Source organism: Streptomyces sp. Root1304 (assembly GCF_001426405.1).
In the GTDB taxonomy this organism is placed as follows: domain Bacteria; phylum Actinomycetota; class Actinomycetes; order Streptomycetales; family Streptomycetaceae; genus Streptomyces.
This window is the reverse complement of record NZ_LMEP01000002.1, coordinates 222103-240781: the sequence shown is the minus strand read 5'-3', so window position 1 is coordinate 240781 and position 18679 is coordinate 222103. Positions and strand designations below refer to the sequence as shown.

The 18679-nt window shown below is 72.2% G+C and carries 10 protein-coding genes; all 10 read left to right on the top strand.

Features of this window, described 5'->3' with window-relative positions; translation table 11 throughout:
- The first annotated feature begins 2823 nt into the window (after window positions 1-2823).
- The 10 genes from ASD33_RS06030 to ASD33_RS05985 all read left to right on the top strand — a co-directional run bounded on the left by ASD33_RS06030 (window position 2824) and on the right by ASD33_RS05985 (window position 18659).
- A complete protein-coding gene (locus ASD33_RS06030) occupies window positions 2824-4047 on the top strand; it encodes a pyruvate carboxyltransferase (RefSeq protein ID WP_056554485.1) in 1224 nt (407 codons plus the stop codon).
- On the top strand, window positions 4044-5495 hold the full coding sequence (leuC, locus tag ASD33_RS06025) for a 3-isopropylmalate dehydratase large subunit (RefSeq protein ID WP_056554483.1): 1452 nt from the start codon (window positions 4044-4046) through the stop codon (window positions 5493-5495). Before ASD33_RS06030 ends, leuC begins: the two co-directional genes overlap by 4 nt.
- Window positions 5492-6130 (top strand): 3-isopropylmalate dehydratase small subunit, encoded by a 639-nt coding sequence (gene leuD, locus ASD33_RS06020; protein WP_056554481.1) that lies wholly within the window; start codon window positions 5492-5494, stop codon window positions 6128-6130. Before leuC ends, leuD begins: the two co-directional genes overlap by 4 nt.
- Window positions 6127-7368: a pyridoxal phosphate-dependent aminotransferase gene (locus tag ASD33_RS06015; protein WP_079044589.1), complete on the top strand. Its 1242-nt coding sequence runs from the start codon at window positions 6127-6129 to the stop codon at window positions 7366-7368. The genes leuD and ASD33_RS06015 overlap by 4 nt, the downstream gene beginning before the upstream one ends.
- 93 nt (window positions 7369-7461) lie before the next feature.
- A complete protein-coding gene (locus tag ASD33_RS06010; RefSeq protein ID WP_056554478.1) occupies window positions 7462-8499 on the top strand; it encodes an isocitrate/isopropylmalate family dehydrogenase in 1038 nt (345 codons plus the stop codon).
- A gap of 62 nt (window positions 8500-8561) precedes the next feature.
- Window positions 8562-9644 carry a TauD/TfdA family dioxygenase gene (locus tag ASD33_RS06005; RefSeq protein ID WP_242426947.1) on the top strand — a complete coding sequence of 361 codons (1083 nt, stop codon included), beginning with the start codon at window positions 8562-8564 and terminating at the stop codon, window positions 9642-9644.
- A 61-nt stretch (window positions 9645-9705) separates the two neighbouring features.
- Window positions 9706-11526, top strand: a complete 1821-nt coding sequence (locus ASD33_RS06000) for a non-ribosomal peptide synthetase (RefSeq protein ID WP_063992047.1) — start codon at window positions 9706-9708, stop codon at window positions 11524-11526.
- A 36-nt stretch (window positions 11527-11562) separates the two neighbouring features.
- The gene (locus ASD33_RS05995; RefSeq protein ID WP_056554474.1) at window positions 11563-12369 is read left to right on the top strand and encodes an alpha/beta fold hydrolase; all 807 of its coding nucleotides are present in this window, start codon (window positions 11563-11565) and stop codon (window positions 12367-12369) included.
- An 18-nt stretch (window positions 12370-12387) separates the two neighbouring features.
- Window positions 12388-13134, top strand: a complete 747-nt coding sequence (locus ASD33_RS05990; RefSeq protein WP_056554471.1) for an aspartyl/asparaginyl beta-hydroxylase domain-containing protein — start codon at window positions 12388-12390, stop codon at window positions 13132-13134.
- A 113-nt stretch (window positions 13135-13247) separates the two neighbouring features.
- Window positions 13248-18659: a non-ribosomal peptide synthetase gene (locus ASD33_RS05985; protein WP_199863457.1), complete on the top strand. Its 5412-nt coding sequence runs from the start codon at window positions 13248-13250 to the stop codon at window positions 18657-18659.
- Window positions 18660-18679: the final 20 nt, after the last annotated feature.

The window sequence follows — 18679 nt, the reverse complement described above, 5'->3', positions numbered from 1 at the left end:
GGTCGGCCCGTAGAGGTGCGCGAGCCGCCCCGGGGCGTACGGCCCCGACAGCAGGGCGTCCGCGATCGAACGGTCGCCGGCCTCGCCCCCGTAGAAGACGGACTTCAGGTCCTTCAGCAGGTCCGGGCGCTCCACGAGGTACTGGTTGAAGAGCGGCGTCGGGATGAGCGCGGTCGTCACGGAGTGGCGCACCAGCGCCTCCGCGAAGGGCTCGCTGCCCGCGAGGACCTTCGGGTCCAGGATCGCCATCGTGGCGCCGGAGGTGAGCACCGGCCAGCATTCGAGGGCGAAGGAGTCCCAGGCGAAGTTGAGGATCTGGGAGACGACGTCGTCGGCCGTGATCGTGTGGAACCAGTTGTTGGAGATCAGCCGGCAGAGGGAGCGGTGCTCGATCTGCACGCCCTTCGGGGTGCCGGTGGAGCCGGAGGTGTAGATCAGATAGGCGAGGTCCCGGGCGCCGGTGGGGGTGACGGGGTTGTCCGTGGGCCGGCCGTCGAGGGGGAGCCGGTCCAGGAGGACGAGGGGCGTCGGGGTGTGCTCCAGGCGCGGGGCGAGGTCCGCGTGGGTGAGGACGAGCGGCGCCCGGGTCTCCTCCAGCATGAAGGCGAGACGGCTGGGCGGGTTGTCGGGGTCCAGCGGGACGTAGGCGCCGCCGGCCTTGAGGACCGCGAGGAGTGCGGTGATCATGTCGATGCCGCGGCCGAGGGAGATCCCGACGAGGGTGTCGGTGGTGACGCCCTGCTCGATGAGGTGGTGGGCGAGGCGGTTGGCCCGCTCGTTCAGCTCCCGGTACGTGTACGAGCTGTCGCCGTGGACGACGGCGAGCGCCTCGGGGGCGAGCGCGGCCCGCTCCTCGAAGAGGCGGTGGACGGTGGTCTCGTCGGCGTAGTCGACGGTGGTGTCGTTGAACTCGTGCAGGATCTGGGTCTGTTCGGCCGGGGTGAGGAGCTGGATGTCGCCGGCGGGGCGGTCGGGGTGGTCGCAGACGTCGGCGAGGGCGGTGAGGAAGTGGCNATGTCGCCGGCGGGGCGGTCGGGGTGGTCGCAGACGTCGGCGAGGGCGGTGAGGAAGTGGCCGGTCAGCCGCTCGATCGTCGCCGTGTCGAACAGCTCCGTCGCGAAGGTCGCCTCTCCGGACAGGGTGCCGTCCGCCTCCTCCGTCAGGAAGACGGAGACGTCGACCTTCGACACCTTCGAACTCACCGGGACCGGCCGCATGGTCAGACCGGGGATCTCCCACGGGTCCGAGGACCCGCCCTCCACGCTGAAGCCCACCTGCACCAGCGGGTTGCGGCTGAGGTCGCGGTCGGGGGTGAGGTCCTCGACGAGGCGTTCGAAGGGGAGGTCCTGGTGGGCGTAGGCGTCGAGGGTGGTCTGGCGGACTTCGTTGAGGAGGGTGGTGAAGGGGGTGTCGGTGGTGATNTCGACGAGGCGTTCGAAGGGGAGGTCCTGGTGGGCGTAGGCGTCGAGGGTGGTCTGGCGGACTTCGTTGAGGAGGGTGGTGAAGGGGGTGTCGGTGGTGATGTCGGTGCGCATGACGAGGGTGTTGACGAAGAAGCCGACGAGGTCTTCGAGTTCGGTGCGGTTGCGTCCGGCGATGGGGACGCCGACGGTGATGTCGTTCTGTCCGCTCCAGCGGGCCAGGACGAGCTGGAAGACGGCGAGGCCGGTCATGAAGAGGGAGGCGTTGTTCTTCGCGGCGAGTTCGCGCAGGGCGGTGGTGGTGTCGGCGGGGACGGTGAAGGCGTGGGTGTCTCCGGCGCCGGAGCGGATACGGGGGCGGGGGCGGTCCGTGGGGAGTTCGAGGGTCTCCAGGCCGGCCAGCTGGGTCCGCCAGTAGTCCAGNTGGGTGTCTCCGGCGCCGGAGCGGATACGGGGGCGGGGGCGGTCCGTGGGGAGTTCGAGGGTCTCCAGGCCGGCCAGCTGGGTCCGCCAGTAGTCCAGGTGCTTGCCGAGGGCGTCGCCCGACAGCTGCTTCTGCTGCCAGAGCGCGAAGTCCGCGTACTGGATGGGGAGTTCTTCGAGGGGTGAGTTCCCGGTGTAGAGGCGGCGCAGCTCCTCCACCAGGACGCCCATCGACCAGCCGTCGACGACGATGTGGTGCATCGCGAGGGCGAGGAGGTGGTCGTCCTCGCCCAGGCGGACCGTCATCGCCCGCAGCAGCCGGCCCTCGGTCAGATCGAACGGGCGGTGTCCGAAGGACTCGACGATCGCCCGGCCGGCCTCCTCGGGGTCGGGGGCCCTGCCCAGGTCCAGCTGCTCGACGGCCACATGCCAGGGCTCCTCCACGATCTGCACCGGGTCGCCGTCCGCGCCCGTGGCGAACCGGGTCCGCAGCACCTCGTGGCGGACCACCAGGGCGTCGAGGGCGGTGCTCAGCGCCGCCGGGTCCAGCGGGCCGCGCACGCGGAACGCCGTCGGCACCACGTACTCCGCGCTCCCGGGGTCCAGCTGGTCGAGGAACCAGAGGCGCTGCTGCGCGAAGGACAGCGGAACCTCCCGCACCCCCTCCGCACGGCGCCCGATCCGTACCGCAGCACCCGCACGCCGCATTCGAGAAAGAAGGCGTGCCTCGGAAGAGAATTCGCCCATTAAAATCACTCCTTGATTCGCCACTCGATGCATAGGGAAATGCGCGCTTGTGGCTCATTCTCCAATACCCCTCCATCGGGCCACTATCGACGCTCTATTTTGCGGAAAGGGCTTGACGGGCGGCGTTCCCAGCCGCGTAAAGTCACCGCCGTCGGCCACAAGCCCCCGCTGCCGCACAGTGCGATCTCCCGATCCTGTGTCTCATGGCGGCGTTCCCGAAAGAGGCAGAATCATGACTTCGAGCCCCAACTCCCCGGCACGTCGGCTCCGCGTATTCGACTCGACGCTCCGCGACGGAGAGCAGGCCCCCGGCAACGCGATGAACGCGGAGCAGAAGCTGGAACTTGCCCTCGCCATCGAGGCCACCGGCGTCGACACCATCGAGGCCGGCTTCCCCAGCTCCTCCCCGAGCGACTTCCTCGCCACCAAGCTGATCGCCGAGGCGCTCACGACCGCCAAGGTCGCCACCCTCAACCGTGCGGTCCGCGAGGACATCGAGCTGGCGGCCGAGGCCGGCGGCATCGACCACCAGGTCCAGATCATGGCCACCGGCAGCGATGTCCACCTGGAGCACAAGCGCGGTCTGACCAGGGCCGAAGGCCTGCACGAGATCATCGACAGCATCCGGTTCGCCCGTGAGCTCGGCTTCACCGACATCACGCTCGGCATCGAGGACGCCAGCCGCGGCACCGACGACATGCTGCGTCCGCTGATCGAGGCGGGCGTCGCGGAGGGCGCCAGGACCGTCGCGCTCGCCGACACCACCGGCTGCATGATCCCGTCGGAATACGGCGCCCAGGTCGCCCGGGTCCGCTCCTGGATCCCCGACGACGTCATCCTTTCCACGCACTGCCACCAGGACCTCGGACTTTCCCTCGCCAATGCCCTCGCCGGTATCGAGGCGGGCGCGGACGAGGTGCAGTCGACACTCGCCGGAATCGGTGAGCGCGCCGGAAACACCCCCCTCGAAGAGCTGGCCGCCGTCCTTCTCTACAAGGGTGAGCTGCTGGGTGTGACCAGCCGTCTCCAGACCGAGAAGCTCTACGACGCCTATCTGATCCTCAGCCGGATCATCGGAATGTCGACGCCGCGCAACAAGGCCGTGTTCGGTGACAACGCATTCGCCACGCAGGCCGGAATCCACCAGGCGGGAATGCTGCGCAACCCGGTGACGTACGAATACGTCGAGCCGCACCTCTTCGGTCGCGACCGCGGAATTCTCATCGGCCGGCACTCCGGACGCAACGTCATCCGCAACCTGTTCGACCAGATGGGCCTGGGCGTCGAGCGCGATCTGCTCGACGAGATCTACGACACCTACATCGCCAACCGCGCCGACGGCACCTGCATCGAGCTGGGCGACCTGCGCGAGATCATCACCGGCCGTCTGCTGCGCGCCTCGGCGCCGGCCACCGCCGCCGCCCCGACCGCCGAGATGGCGGTGGCCGCACGATGAGCACGATCACGCAGCCGGAGCGCACCGAGCGCAACCTGATCGAGAAGGTGTGGGAGAACCACGTCGTCGACCGGGCGCCGGGCGAACCCGACCTCCTCTACATCGACCTGCACCTGCTCCACGAGGCCAGCTCGCCGCAGGCCTTCGACGGCCTCCAGCTCACCGGACGCCGGGTCCGCAGACCCGACCTGGCGCTCGCCCTGGAAGACCACAACGTGCCCACCAACACGCTGTTCGTGAAGGACGCGATGGGCAGCGCGCAGCTGGAGCGGCTCCGCGAGAACTGCGAGGAGCAGGGCATCGAGCTGTTCTCGCTGGGCGACGACCGGCAGGGCATCGTGCACGTCGTGGCACCGGAGCTGGGCTTCGTCCGCCCGGGCATGACCGTGGTGTGCGGCGACAGCCACACCTCCACGCACGGCGCCTTCGGTGCCCTCGCCTTCGGCGTCGGTACCAGCGACGTCGAGCACGTCCTCGCCACCCAGACGCTGGCCCTCCAGCGGCCGAGGACGATGTCGGTCGAGTTCGTCGGCGAGCCGCCGGCGGACGTCACGCCGAAGGACCTGATCCTCGCGCTGATCGCGCACATCGGGGCCAACGGGGCCAACGGCTACGCCATCGAGTACCGCGGCAAGGCCGTCGAGAACCTCTCCATGGAGGGGCGGATGACGGTCTGCAACATGAGCATCGAGGCCGGTGCCCGCGCCGGTCTCATCGCCCCGGACGACAAGACGGTCGACTACCTGCGCGAGCGCTGGGACCCGGCCGCGGACGCCGAGTGGGAGGAGGCCCGCGCCTACTGGGAGTCGCTGCGGACCGACGAGGGCGCCGCCTTCGACCGGGTCGTCGAGCTGGACGTCACCGGGCTGAAGCCCTTCGTCACCTGGGGCACCAACCCCGGCCAGGCCGTACCGCTGGACGCCGAGGTCCCCGCCCCCGAGTCCTTCGCGAGCGACGCCGAGCAGGCGGCGGCGCGCCGGGCCCTGGAGTACATGGGTCTCGAAGCGCACGTGCCGATGCGGGACATCGACATCAACACGGTCTTCCTCGGCTCCTGCACCAACGGCCGCATCGAGGACCTGCGGGCCGCGGCCGACGTGCTGCGCGGCCGGAAGGTCGCCCCGTCGATCACGATGCTCGTCGTCCCCGGCTCGATGGCGGTCCGCGCCCAGGCCGAGGAGGAGGGCCTGCACCAGGTCTTCCTGGACGCCGGCGCGCAGTGGCGGCTCTCCGGCTGCTCGATGTGCATGGGCATCAACGCCGACCGCCTCCAGGGCATCCAGCGCGTCGCCTCCACCTCGAACCGCAACTACGAGGGCCGGCAGGGCACCCACGCCCGCACCCATCTGGTCTCGCCCGTGGTGGCCGCCGCCACCGCCGTCGTCGGGCGACTGGCCACCCCGAGCGAGCTGACCGACCCGAAGAACGAGCAGGAGGACCAGGCATGAGAGAGCCGATGAAGGCGCACACCGGCCAGGCCGTGGCGCTGAGCAGGGACGACGTCGACACCGACCAGATCATCCCGGCCGAGTTCTGCAAGCGCCTCACCAAGTCCGGTTACGCCGACACCCTGTTCGGCCACTGGCGCAAGGAGCCCGACTTCGTCCTGAACCGGCCGGCGCACCAGGGCGCCAGCGTCCTGGTCGCGGGACACAACTTCGGTACGGGCAGCTCGCGCGAGCACGCCGTGTGGGCGCTGCGCGACTGGGGCTTCCGTGCGGTCATCGCCACCAGCTTCGGCGACATCTTCCTGCGCAACGCCCTGAAGAACGGCCTCCTCGCGGTGGCCCTGCCGGTGGAGGTCGTCGCCGAGCTGGCCGAACTGTCCCTCGCCGACCCCGAGTTCGAGATCACCGTCGACCTCCAGGAGCTGACCGTCACCGCCGACGGCCGGACCTGGGAGTTCGAGGCGGACCACCGTGCCCGCTGGCTCCTCCTCAACGGTCTCGACGACATCGACGTGACCCTCCGCAAGGCCGACGTGATCGCCGCCTACGAGGAGCGCCGGCCGGCCTGGATGACCAGCATCACCCGCGGCAGCTTCTCCTCCCCGGACGCGGCGAAGCTCCGGCGGGCGTCGTGACGACGGCGACCGCCCCCCGGCCGAGCGCCACCACGGCGACCGCCCCGGCGGGGACCCTCACGGCGCCGGCCGCGACGGGCGGCCGGGCGGCCGTCTCCCGGCGGGCCGGGCGCATCCCCAAGGGCAACCTCGCCGAGCTGTTCCTGCTGGCCCGCGAGCGCGGCGCCATCGACCTGGCCGTGGGCACCCCCGGTGCGCCGGAGACCCCGAAGCCGCTGGTCGAGGAGGCTGTACGGGCCCTGCGCGGCGGCGTCAACCAGTACGAACTGCCGCACGGCGGCGCGGACATCCGCCGCCGGATCGCCGAGTCCTTCACCACCCCCGCCGACCCGGACACCGAGCTGACCGTCACGGTCGGCGGCACCGAGGCGCTGTGCGTGGCGCTGTTCTCGCTGGTCGACCCGGGCGACGAGGTCGTCCTCCTCGACCCGTACTACGAGAACTTCCTCGGCGCCGTCGAACTGGCCGGAGCCCGGCCGAAGTTCGTCCCCCTCCACGAGCCGGAGGGGCCGGGAAGCCCCGACTGGCGGCTCGACCCGGACGAGCTGGCCGCCGCCTTCGGTCCCGCCACCCGGGCGATCATCCTGAACACCCCGGCCAACCCGACGGGCCAGACCTTGTCGGCGGAGGACCTGGAGCGGATCGCCGCCCTGTGCGAGCGGTGGGACGTGACGGTCATCTCCGACGAGGTGTACGCGAACCTCGTCTTCGACGGGCGGCCGCACCTCTCGGTCGCCGACGTGCCCTCGCTGCGCGACCGCAGCGTGGTCGTCGGCTCGCTCTCCAAGAGCCACGCCATCAGCGGCTGGCGGCTCGGGTTCCTGCGGGCCCGGCCGGAACTCACCCGGGTCTTCCGCCGGGTCCACGAGATCACCACCAACGGCGCCGGCGCCCCGCTCCAGCTGGCCGCGGGCCTCACGGACCTCTTCGACGCGGCCTCCCTCACCGCCGCGAAGGAGCTGTCCCGGGCCCGCGACGAGACGGCGGACATCCTCTCCCGGATGGGGCTCACCTTCCGCCTGCCGGAGGGCGGCTGCTTCGTCCTCGCCGACATCCGCGGCGCCACGGACGAGGACTGCCGGACCTTCGTCCGCCGCGTCCTGGAGGAGTCCTCCGTCCTCCTCGCCCCCGGCACCCCGTTCTTCGCCGACGAGGCGCGCGGCCGGAACTACGTCCGGGTGGCCTTCAACCGCTCCCCGGAGATCCTCGCGGCGGCCCGCGCCCGCCTCCTCCCCTGACGACCGCCCGCCGTCGGCCGACCGCCGACCGCCCGCCGACCGCCCGCCGGCCGGCGACCACCCTCCATCAGCCAAGAAACGGTGAGACCCCTCATGACCAAGACAGTGACCGTCATCCCCGGTGACGGCATCGGCCCCGAGGTGACCAGGGAGGCCCTGGAGACCATCGACGCCCTCGGCCTCGACCTCCGCTTCGACGTCCTCGACCACGTCAACGCCGACACCTACCTCCGTACCGGCGTCTCCCTCTCCGACGAGGACTTCGAGCGCGTCAAGGCCGGCGACGCCGTGCTCTTCGGCGCCATCGGCGACCCCCGCGTGAAGACCTCCGACTACGGCCGCGGCGTCCTCCTCCGCCTCCGCTTCGACCTCGACCTCTTCGTCAACCACCGCCCGGCCGCCCTGCTCGACGAGCGCCTCAGCCCGCTGCGCGACGAGCGGACCCGGAAGCTCGACTGCGTCATCGTCCGCGAGAACACCGAGGGCCTCTACACCGACATCGGCGGTGTCCTGCGGGCCGGCACCGAGCACGAGATGGCCGTCGACGCCGACGTCAGCACCCACATGGGCGTCTCGCGGATCATGGAGTACGCGTACTCCATCGCCAAGCGCGGCGTCTGCATGGTCGACAAGTCGAACGCCGTCCGGCACGGCGGACAGGTCTGGCAGCGGGCCTTCCAGGAGGCCGCGGCCAAGCGTCCCGACATCACGTCCACCCACCTGTACGTCGACGCGGCGGCGATGAAGTTCATCTCCGACCCCTCCCAGTTCGACGTCATCGTCACCAACAACTCGTACGGCGACATCCTCAGCGACCTCGCGGCGATGCTCGCCGGCGGCCTCGGCAACGCGGCCTCCGCCAACATCAACCCCGTCACCGGCTTCGGCCTCTACGAGCCCGTGCACGGCAGCGCCCCCGACATCGCGGGCCAGGGCATCGGCAACCCCTTCGGCGCCATCCTCAGCTCCGCCCTGATGCTCGAACACCTCGGCTGGGCCACCGAGGCCGACGCCCTCCGCCGCGCCGTCGGCACGGCCATCCGCGAGGGGCAGTGCACCCCCGACCTGGGCGGAGTCCTCGGCACCAAGGAAGCGGGCGAGGCCGTCAGGAACGCCCTCGCCGCCGCGTGACCGCGCCCCCCCGGGACCGCCACGCGCCCCCGCCCTCCCCTCACCCACGAAAGGAAGCCCCGGTGACCACCACGACCGTGCGAACCGCCGTACGCACCACCGCCGTTCGCGCCGCCGACCCGTCCGTCCCGGCCCCCGCGCCCACCGCCGTCCTCGACTGGCGGACCGCCCCCGGCAAGCCCGCCACCGCCGAGGCCCCCGCCTTCGCCGACATCGACGAGGCCTGCGCCTGGCTCCAGGAGCGGCTGCCCGAGCTGACCGCGGCCCTCCATGTGCACGGCGCCCTGTACCTGCGCGGCCTGCCGGTGCGTACGGTCGAGGACTTCGCCCGCGTCCGGGACGTGCTCGTCCCCGAGCGCACCCCGTACCGCGAGAAGGCCACCCCGCGCAGCAGCTTCGGCGACGACGTCTTCTCCTCCACGGACCTGCCGCCGTCGCAGTCGATCCGCATGCACAACGAGAACAGCTACACCCTGACCTTCCCCCGGGCCCTCCTCTTCGGCTGCCTGATCGCCCCCGCCGAGCAGGGTGCGACCCCCGTCGCCGACGTCCGCAAGGTCCTCGCGAACGTCCCGCCGGCGCTCGCCGAGAAGATGCGCGCCCACGGCTGGCTGCTCCAGCGCAGCTACTCGGACTACATCTCCACCGACTGGAAGACCGCCTTCGCCACCGAGGACCCGGCGGACGTCGAGCGCTACTGCGCCGAGAACCGCATCGCCCTCGACTGGCAGGAGGACGGCAACCTGCGCACCAGCCAGGTACGCCCCGGCACCATCCGCCACCCGGACACGGGCGAGGAGGTCTGGTTCAACCACCTCGTCTTCTGGAACGAGTGGGCGCTCGACGAGGAGCTCCGCGAGACCCTGGTCGACGAGTTCGGCCGCGAGGGCCTGCCGTTCAACACCGCCTTCGGCGACGGCACCCCGCTCAGCCGCGAGGACCTGGACGCCCTCCAGGAGGCGTACGACAAGGCGACCGTCCGCGAGCGGTGGCAGGTCGGCGACGTGATGCTCGTCGACAACATCCTCACCTCCCACGGCCGCGACCCCTTCCGCGGCGACCGGAAGATCGTCGTCGCCATGGGCAACCCGGCCGACGTCGAGGACTGCCGCCCGTCGGTCCGCCCGGCCGCGCGCTTCGCCTGAGCGACGCCACCGCCGTCCCAGCTCACCCCACCCGACCCTCCCGTCCCAAGGAGCGTGTTCCATGGCCGTCCTCCACGAGGAGCCCATCGACGCGCCGGCCCGTTTCCTGCGGGTCGCGCGCAGCCACCCCGACCGCCTCGCCGTCCACGGCTCCGACGCCACCCTGACCTTCGCCGCGCTGGAGGAGCGCACCCGCCTCCTCGCCGGTGAGCTGATCGCCCGCGGTGTCGCCCCGGGCGACCGCGTCGGCATCCACCTGCGGCGCGGTGCCGGACTCGTCGTCGCCCTGCTCGCCACCTGGCGCGCCGGAGCCGCGTACGTCCCCCTCGACCAGGCCTACCCGCACGACCGCCTCACCTACATGGCCGAGGAGTCCGGCATCCGGGTCCTCGTCGCCGACACGGGCGCCGACACCGGATTCGCCCCGGCGGGCGTCGAGCTGGTCGACCCGGCGGCGCTGCCCGAGCGGTCGCCCGCCCCCGTCCCCTTCGACGACCTGCCGGCCGCCGACGCCCCCGCGTACGTCATCTTCACCTCCGGTTCCACCGGCCGCCCCAAGGGCGTGGAGGCCACCCGGGCCGGTGTGGCCTCGCTGGTCGCGGCCCTGGAGGAGTTCGGGGCGTACGGCCCCGAGCCGCGGACCGTCGCCTGGAACGCCGGCGTCTCCTTCGACGCCTCCGTCCAGCAGTGGGTCCGGGTCTGCCGGGGCGACAGCGTCGTCGTCCTGGACGACGAGGTGCGCAAGGACCCGGAGCGCCTGGAGGAGCTGTTCGACCGGCTCGCCGTCACCGACCTCGACCTCACGCCCTCGCACTGGGAGATGCTCCGCGCCACCCTGCTGCGGCCCCGCGCCGACGGCCGGGTCCCGCGCCTCTTCATGGGCGGCGAGCCGGTCCCGGAGCGGACCTGGCGCGAGCTGTCCGAGGCCACCGCGAACGGCGTCCTCGACGCGCTCAACCTCTACGGTCCGACCGAGTGCACCGTCGACGCGACCGCCGCCTGGATCACCGGCGAGGGCCCGCACATCGGCGACGCCCTGCCCGGCAACCGGCTCCACGTCCTGGACGCGTCGGGACGCCAGGTCCCGGACGGCGAGCCCGGTGAGCTGTGCATCGCCGGACCGCGACTGGCCCTCGGCTACGTGAACCAGCCGGAGCTGACCGCCGAGCGCTTCCCGGCCGACCCGTTCGGCACGCCCGGCAGCCGGATGTACCGGACCGGTGACGTGGTCCGGCGGACGCCGCACGGACTGGAGTTCGTCGGCCGCGCCGACCGGCAGGTCAAGTTCCGCGGCTACCGCATGGAGCTGGGGGAGATCGAGCACGTCCTCGCCTCGCACCCGGACGTCGCCACGGCCGTGGTCCAGATCCGCCCGGCGGCCGACACCACCGACGCCTCCGGCGACCGTCTCGTCGCCTACCTCGTCCCCGCCGCCGGCGACGCCGGCCCGGAGACCGGTACGGAGCCGGGCGCGGCACTGCTCCGCAAGCACGCGGCGCAGGCGCTCCCGGAGTTCATGCTCCCGTCCGACTACGTCTTCCTCGACGCGCTGCCGCTGACCCCCAACGGCAAGCTCGACACCGCGGCCCTGCCCGCCCCCGAGGCGGCCGGCGGACCGGCGGAGGCCGCGGGCGGCGCCCCGGCCACCGAGACCGAGCGGCTGATCGCGGGCGTCTGGTCCGAGGTCCTGGGCCGGGCCTCGATCGGCGTCGACGACGACTTCTTCGCCCTCGGCGGCCACTCCCTGATGGCGCTCCGCGTCGTCGGACGCCTGAAGAAGAGCCTCGGCCGGCCGGTCCCCGTCAAGGACGTCTACAAGCACCCCCGGCTGCGCGACCTCGCCGACCACGTCGACGCCCTGCGCGCCACGAACGCCGCCTGACCCCACCCCACTTCGACGACGTAAGGAAGACAGACCGTGCAGGACACCATTGTGGTCCGCCCCCGGCAGGACCCCGACGCGCGCCTGAGGCTCATCTGCCTGGGCTTCTGCGGCGGCGGCGCCGGCTCGTACATGCCCTGGGCGGACGTGCTGCCCGAGGGCGTCGAACTGGCCGCGATCTGCTACCCGGGCCGTGAGGGCCGGTTCGCCGAGGACTGCCCCGACAACTGGGACGAGCTGGCCGAGGACGCCGTCGCGGCCGTGCTCTCCGCCGCCGACCGGGACTACGTCCTCTTCGGCCACAGCATGGGCGGCTGGATGGCCTTCGACGTCGCCGCCCGCATCGAGGAGCGCGGCGGCCCGCTCCCGAAGGCGCTCGTCGTCTCCTCCGCGAACGCGCCGAGCCGGGGCCTCACCGTCCAGGACATGTTCCCCGCGCAGGCGGACACCGACGAGCAGATCATGCACTGGATGGAGACGTTCGGGCTGCTGCCGCAGCACGTCCTGGACGACCCGGACCTGCGCGAGATGGCGCTCGACCTGATGCGCGCGGACGTGCGCATCCGCGACACCTTCTACTACCGCGACGGCGCCCAGGTCTCCGTACCGGTCCAGGTGATCAACGGGGACGCCGACGAGGTCATCGACCCGCGCGCCGCCGAGCAGTGGCGCGTCCTCGCCGCCGGCGCGTACCGCCACGACGTGCTGCCGGGCGGCCACTTCTACACCCCCGAGACCTGGGGCTCGCTGCCCACCCGTATCCCCGCCCTGTACGAGAACGCCCCCGAGACCGCCGCCCCGGCGACCACCGCCGCCGCGACCGCCCCGGTCCTCGCGGCCTGACGGAAGAGAGAGCGAGCCATGACCCCCGAGATCGACGCGATCTTCCAGGACGTGAAGGACCGGCACGGAGCCGACTCGATCGTCCGTGTCGAGGACATGCTGTACCGCAAGCAGCAGGAGCGGCACCCGCTCCAGAAGAACGCCAAGTGGATCATGCCGGGGATCTCGCAGACCCCCTGGCACGACCCCTACGGGCACCCCGAGGTCGCCTCCGTCGTCCGCGCCTTCGAGGCCGGGCACGCCGCGATCAAGCGGGAGCTGGACGAGGCCTGGGCCGAGCGGAAGAGCGCCTTCTCCGACTACGAGCACTACCTCACCCGGCAGGAGAACTGGCAGGCCCTGTACCTGTTCAGGGACGGCGCGCCGGTCGAGTCCTCGGCCCCGCTGGTGCCCACCGCGTACGAGGTCCTGACCCGTGAGGTCCTGGAGCAGGGCAAGCTCTGCACCCTCCTGGAGAGCCACTTCTCCACCCTGCTGCCGGGCGCCTCGATCGCCCCGCACTGCGACCTCTGGAACTTCAGCATCAACCTGCACCTCGCGGTCGACATCCCGGAGGGGTGCGGGATCACGGTGGCCGGCGAGACCCGGCAGTGGAAGGAGGGCGAGTGCCTGCTCTTCGACTACTCCTTCGAGCACGAGGCGTGGAACGACGGCGTCCGCCCGCGCACCTGCCTCCTCGTGGACCTGTGGCACCCCGAGACGACCGTCCCCGAGCGTGAGGCGCTGGTCGGCCTCATCACCGAGATTCGCAAGCTCATGGCCTAGAGGGCCCGGCGGCCCAGGGCTGCCCTTCCTGCGGAGCAGTCCGGTGGCAATCCGCTTGTCCCCTACGGAATTTCTTTCGATCGACGACTGAGGAGTGAATGGTGAACGTGTCCGTGCAGGAAGAGATTCTGTGTGGGTTGTTCGGCGAGGTGCTGGGTGTGGAGCGGGTGGGGGTGGACGACAACTTCTTCGCCCTCGGCGGTCAGTCCCTCCTCGCGACGCGTCTGGTGAGCCGGGTGCGTGCGGTGCTCGGGTACGAGGTGGGGGTGCGCGATCTGTTCCGTGCCCCGTCGGTACGGGAGTTCGCGCGGCGTCTGGCGTCGGTGGCGGCGGGCGGTGAGCGTCCGGTGCTGGCTCCGGTGGAGCGGGCGGCGGAGGTCCCGGTGTCGTTCGCGCAGCGCCGGCTGTGGTTCCTGGGCGAGATGGAGGGGCCGAGCGCGACGTACAACGTGCCGTGGCTGATCCGGCTCTCGGGCCCGGTGGACGTGGACGCCCTCGACGCGGCCGTGAACGACGTGGTCGGGCGGCACGAGGCGCTGCGGACGGTGTTCCCCTCGGTGGACGGCGAACCGCTGCAGTCGGTGCTGCCGGCCGGGGAGGTGCGGGTGCCCGTGGAGCGGGTGGACGTCACCGCCGAAGGTGTGGACGACGCGGTGGCCGCCGCGTCGGAGCGGGTGTTCGACCTGTCGTCCGAGATTCCGGTGCGCGCGTGGGTGTTCCGGGTTTCGGAGGACGAGCACGTCCTGCTCCTGCTGCTGCACCACATCGCGAGCGACGGCTGGTCGGTCGGCCCGCTGGGCCGTGACCTGAGCACGGCGTACGGCGCGCGGCTCGCCGGCTTCGCCCCGGCGTGGGAGCCGCTGCCGGTGCAGTACGCCGACTACGCGGTCTGGCAGCGGGGCCTGCTCGGCGACGTCCAGGACCCGGAGAGCCTGGAAGCACGGCAACTGTCGTACTGGCGCGGCCAGTTGAGCGAACTGCCCGAGGTCCTCGACCTTCCGTCGGACCGCCCGCGCCCGCAGGTGGCCTCGTACCGGGGCGGCATCCACCGCCTCGGCGTGCCGGCCGCTCTGCACGGCCGGCTCTCCGAGCTGGCCCGGGGCAACCAGTCCACCCTGTTCATGGTGATGCAGGCGGCGATGGCCGCCCTGCTGACCCGGCTCGGCGCGGGCACCGACATCCCGATCGGCGCGCCGCTGGCGGGCCGTACCGAGGACGGGCTCGACGACCTCGTCGGCTTCTTCGTGAACACGGTCGTGCTCCGCACGGACACCTCGGAGGACCCCTCGTTCCGTGAGCTGCTGGAGCGGGTGCGGGCCACCGACCTGGAGGCGTACGGCCACCAGGACATCCCCTTCGAGCGGCTGGTCGAGGAGCTGAACCCGGTCCGCTCGACCGCCCACCACCCGCTCTTCCAGGTCATGCTGGCCTTCCAGCACAGCTACGAGGGCCGGATCGAGATCCCCGGCGCCGAGGTCACCTGGACGGACGTGCCCAGCGGCACCGCCAAGTTCGACCTCGCCGTCTCGGTCGCCGAGCGCCACGCGGCGGACGGCGGCCCGGCGGGTCTGACCCTGGAGTGGAACTACGCGAAGGACCTGTTCGACGAGGAGACCGTCGCCGCCCTCGGCGCCCGGCTGGTCCGGCTCCTCGAAGCCGTCACCACCGACCCCGACCGGCGCATCGGCACCCTGTCCGACGCACCCGCCGTCACCGCCGGCACCGGCACGACCGTGATCGACACCGCCGCGATCGAGGACGCCCTGCGCACCCACGAGCAGGTCGCCTCCGCCGTCGTCCTGGTCAGGAACGAGGAGGCCGCGAGCGGCGAGCGGTCCGGGGACTCCGGGGGAGCGGCGGCGCGGATCGTCGCCCATGTCGTGTCCGCCCCCGGCGCCGCCTTCGACGAGACCGCCGTACGCGCGCACCTGGCGGCCGTCCTGCCCGCCGCCCTCCTCCCGGGTGCCTTCGTCGTCCGCGACGGCGGCCCCGCCCCGGCCACCGCACCTGCCGCTCCGGCCGCCGCCCCGGTCCGTGCCTCCCTGACCGCCCAGGAGGAGATCCTCTGCGGGATCTTCGGCGAGATCCTGAAGGTCGGGCGGGTCGAGCCCGACGACAACTTCTTCGCCCTCGGCGGCCACTCCCTCCTCGCGACCCGCCTGGTGAGCCGGGTGCGCGCGGTGCTCGGGTACGAGGTCGGGGTCCGGGACCTGTTCCGTGCCCCGTCGGTACGGGAGTTCGCCCGGCGCCTGGCCTCGTCGGCGGCCGGCGGTGAGCGCCCGGTGCTGGGTCCGGTGGAGCGGGCCGCCGAGGTCCCGGTGTCGTTCGCGCAGCGCCGGCTGTGGTTCCTGGGACAGCTGGAGGGCCCGAGCTCCACGTACAACGTGCCCTGGCTGATCCGGCTCGCCGGGCGCCTCGACGTGGACGCACTCGGCGCGGCCGTGAACGACGTGGTCGGGCGGCACGAGGCGCTGCGTACGGTGTTCCCCTCGGTGGGCGGCGAGCCCCTGCAGTCGATCCGGCCGGCCGCGGAGGCCCGGGTGACCCTGGAGCGCGAGGACGTGGCGCCCGGCGGCATCGACGAGGCCGTCTCCGCCGCCTCGCGCACCCCCTTCGACCTGTCGACCGAGATCCCCGTGCGTGCCCGGGTGTTCCGGGTGTCGGACGAGGAGCACTACCTGCTGCTGCTCCTGCACCACATCGCCAGCGACGGCTGGTCCGTCGGCCCGCTGGGCCGCGACCTGAGCACCGCGTACGGCGCGCGGCTCGCGGGCGGCGCGCCCGTCTGGCAGCCGCCGGCCGTGCAGTACGCCGACTACGCGGTCTGGCAGCGGAAGCTGCTCGGCGCCCCCGACGACCCGGGAAGCCTGGACGCCCGCCAGCTCGCCTACTGGCGCGAGCAGTTGGCCGAACTCCCGCAGGAACTCGCCCTGCCGGTCGACCGCACCCGCCCGCAGGTGGCCTCGCCCCGGGGCGGCATCCACCGCTTCGGCGTGCCGGCCGCTCTGCACGGCCGGCTCTCCGAGCTGGCCAGGGACAACCAGTCGACCCTGTTCATGGTCGTCCAGGCCGCCGTCGCCGCCCTGCTGACCCGGCTCGGCGCGGGTACCGACATCCCGATCGGCGCGCCGCTGGCGGGCCGTACCGAGGACGGGCTCGACGACCTCGTCGGCTTCTTCGTGAACACCGTCGTGCTGCGGACCGACACCTCGGAGGACCCCACCTTCCGCGAGCTGCTGGAGCGGGTCCGGGCCACCGACCTGGAGGCGTACGGCCACCAGGACATCCCCTTCGACCGTCTGGTCGAGGAGCTGAACCCGGTCCGCTCGACCGCCCACCACCCGCTCTTCCAGGTCATGCTGGCCTTCCTCCAGGCGACCGACGGCGACCAGCTGGCGATGCCCGGACTGGCGACGAGCTGGCACGACGTGGTCACCCACACCGCCAAGTTCGACCTCGACTTCGGCATGACCGAGCGGCACACCGCCGACCGGGAGCCGGCCGGCATCGACGCCCACATCGAGTACCTCTCCGACCTCTTCGACCACGACACGGTCGTCTCGATCGGCGACCGGCTGGTCCGGCTCCTCGAAGCCGTCGCCGCCGACCCCGACCGGCGCATCGGCGCCCTCGACGTCCTCGGCGACGAGGAGCGCGCGGCCCTGCTCCGCACCGGCGGCGACACCCGCGTCGACCACGCGGACGAGCAGCCCGTCCACCGGCTGTTCGCGGCCCGCGCCGCCGAGACCCCGGACGCCGTCGCCGTCGTCTGCGGGGACGTCCGGCTCACCTACCGGGAGCTCGACGTGCGCGCCGGGCAGGTCGCCCGCCACCTGATCGCGCGGGGCGCGGGACCCGAGGTCCCGGTCGCGATCTGCCTGGAACGCGGGCCCGACATGATCGTGGCGATGCTCGGCATCCTCAAGGCGGGCGCCGGGTACGTCCCGCTCGACCCGGCCAACCCCGTCCAGCGCCTGCAGTTCATGCTCGACGAGACCCGGACGCCGCTGGTCGTCACCCAGGAGTCCGTCGCGGGCCGGCTGCCCGCGGCGCCCGGCAGGGAACTGCTCCTGATGGACCGCGACCGCCCGCTGCTCGACGCCCTCGACGGCACCGACCCGGCGGTCCCGGTCGACCCCTCCTCGCTGGCGTACGTCATCTACACCTCCGGCTCCACGGGCACCCCCAAGGGCGTCATGATCGAGCACCGCTCGATGAGCAACCGGCTCCAGGAGATGCGGCAGCGGTACGGGCTCGGACCGGCCGACCGGACGCTCCAGTTCGCGTCGATCAGCTTCGACGCGGCGGCCGAGCAGATCTTCCCGACGCTGATGGCCGGCGGGCGGATCGTGCTCCGCGACGGCGAGACCTGGACGCCCGCGCAGAGCCTCCGGGTGATCCGCGAAGAGGGCGTCACCGTCGCCGAGTTCACCCCGGCGATGTGGCAGCAGGTGGTCGCGCGCCTGGAGGCGGGCGACACCCACGGCGACTCCTTCCGGCTCCTCGTCCTCGGCGGCGAGGCGGTCCCGGTGAACCTGGTCGCGCAGTGGTTCGGTGCCACGACGGTGCCCATCTGCAACACGTACGGCCCGACCGAGACGACCATCTCCGCGACGGCGTACACGCTGACCGGCCCCGTCGACCGGGTGCCGATCGGCCGGCCCATCGGCAACACCGAGGCGTACGTGATGGACCCCGGCGGCGGCCTCGCCCCGGCCGGTGTCCCCGGCGAGCTGTGGCTCGGCGGCGTCGGCGTCGCCCGCGGCTACTGGGAGCGGCCCGAGCTGACGGCGGGGGTCTTCGTCCCGCACCCCTTCTCGGCCGACCCGGAGGCCCGGCTCTACCGGACCGGTGACCTGGTGCGCTGGCTGCCCGACGGCAACCTGGAGTTCCTCGGCCGCATCGACCACCAGGTCAAGCTGCGCGGTCTGCGGATCGAGCTCGGAGAGATCGAGGCGGCGCTCGTCGCCCAGGAGGAGATCGCCTCGGCGGTCGTCCTGGTCCGCGAGGACGAGCCGGGCGACACCCGGCTGGTGGCCTACACCGTGCCCGCGCAGGGGCGGACCGTGGACGTGCCCGCGGTACGGCTGCGCTGCAAGGACGCCCTGCCGGAGTACATGATCCCGGGCGCGTTCGTGGTCATGGAGGAGCTGCCGCTCACCACCAGCGGGAAGATCGACCGGAAGGCGCTGCCCGCGCCGGCGGCCGAGCGCGAGCACCTGGCGAGCGACTACAGCGCCCCGCGCAACGAGATCGAGGCGGCGCTCGCGGAGGTCTGGAAGGACGTGCTCGGCGTCGACCACGTCGGCATCCACGACAGCTTCTTCGAGCTGGGCGGGCACTCGCTGCTGGCGACCCGGGTGGTCAACAAGGTCGATCTGCTCACCGGTCTGGAGATCTCCCTGAAGGAGTTCTTCGCGGCGCCGACGGTGGCCTCACTGGCGGCCCGGCTGCTGGAACTGATCGCCCTGGAGGACGAGGAAGAGGTGGGTGAGGTGTTCGAGGACGCCGGCGTCGCGGGCTGAGGCCCGTACGGCCGAACGGC